The 1,592-nt window shown below is 66.9% G+C and carries 2 protein-coding genes; both read left to right on the top strand.

What is annotated here, in order from left to right; translation table 11 throughout:
- Window positions 1-246 (top strand): amidohydrolase family protein (locus Q1J95_RS15680; protein ID WP_300269381.1); only part of this gene is annotated, 246 nt, incomplete at its 5' end.
- 248 nt (window positions 247-494) lie between these two features.
- On the top strand, window positions 495-1,592 hold a 1,098-nt coding region (locus tag Q1J95_RS15675; RefSeq protein WP_300269379.1), incomplete at its 3' end, for a sigma-70 family RNA polymerase sigma factor.

Genomic DNA, 1,592 nt, shown 5'->3' with positions numbered 1-1,592 from the left:
GATGACACCGGATCGATAGCCGGGTCGACGCTCACGCAGGATGTGGCCATGCTGCGCGCGGTCCAGGCCGGCGTCGCGCTGCCCGACGCCGTTCGCGCGCTGACGCAGACCCCGGCAGAGGCGATCGGGCTCGCAACGCAGCTCGGGCGCCTCGCTCCTGGGTACCTGGGAGACGCCGTGCTGCTCGACGCGCAGCTGCAGGTTCGCCACGTGCAGACGGGAGCTGCGCTCGCATCGCGAAGGTGAGAGCGGGTGGGCCTGGCTCTCCTCCCCAGGGTTCCGAAGCCCACCCGATGAGATCCCTCACTGATGAGACGACGAACAACCGACTTCATTACGCAGAACACGAAAGAGATCTTGATGAGTTCGCTCAAAGAGTTATGCACAGGGGTGGCCTCCGCGGGCCATTCACGAGAGAATAGCGGGGATGTGCGGGCAGATCTCGCTGCTCGTTTCTTGCCTCGTGGGTCGCATCCGCGCCTCACTGAACCTGGATGATTTTGTCGAATACCAGCACTTCCGACGCGGCGACAGCAGACGCCGACCTCGTTCTCCGTACCCGCTCGGGTGACCGAGCCGCGTTCGGAGAACTGTGGAGTCGGCACTACCTCGCAGGCACGTCGGTGGCACGCTCGATCACATCGAGCATCGACCCCGACGACCTGGTGCAAGAGTCGTACACCCGCATCTACCAGGCGATTCTGAAGGGCGGCGGCCCCAACGGTTCCTTCCGCGCCTACCTGTTCACCAGCATCCGCAATACGGCCGCGGCGTGGGGGCGCTCACGGCGCGAGACACCGATCGACGAGCTCGATGTCATCGTTGACCCGTCCAGCACGGCTGACGCAGCTGACGAAGCGATCGACCACGATCTGACCGCCGAGGCGTTCCGCAGCCTTCCGGCGCGGTGGCAAGAAGTCCTCTGGTACACCGAGATCGAGCAGATGAAACCGGCGACGGTCGCTCCCCTGCTCGGCATGAAGGCGGGCGCTGTCTCGCAGCTGGCGTTCCGCGCCCGCGAGGGGCTGCGTGAAGCGTGGATTCTGGCGCACCTTCGCCAGGCCGGGGAAGATTCCGAATGTCGCTGGACGATCGAGCACCTCGGTGCGCACTCCCGCGGCAACCTGAGCTCGCGCGATAGCAAGCGTCTTGAGCGACACATCGACGAGTGCGCGAGCTGCGTCATCGTCGCCGCCGAAGCGAAAGACGTCTCAGATCGGCTGGCGCTGGTGCTGCTTCCCCTCGTACTCGGCGTCGCTGGCGCTTCGGGGTACATCGCCACTCTCCAGAGCACGCCGGCTGTCATCGCGGCCGCGCCGATTCCGACCGGCGTATTCGACAGCGGTGCGGCGGTGGGAGCTGCGACTGGCGCCTCACCGCTCATCGCGACGGATGGCGGTGCCACGGGCGGTCTGGGCGGCACAGCCAGCGGCGGAAGCGGCTCCAGCGGAGGCGCGATCACCGGTATCGGAGCGTTGGTCGGCACCGGATCTGCGGCACTCGTAGTCGCCGGAGTCGTCGCTGCTGCGGCCGTCGTGCCGGGGCTGGTCGACGCGAGCCCGGCGACATCGCTGCCCAGTGCCTCAGACCTG

It is taken from the genome of Microbacterium sp., from assembly GCF_029263575.1.
Lineage (GTDB): Bacteria > Actinomycetota > Actinomycetes > Actinomycetales > Microbacteriaceae > Microbacterium.
This window is presented reverse-complemented; position numbering and strand designations above follow the sequence as displayed.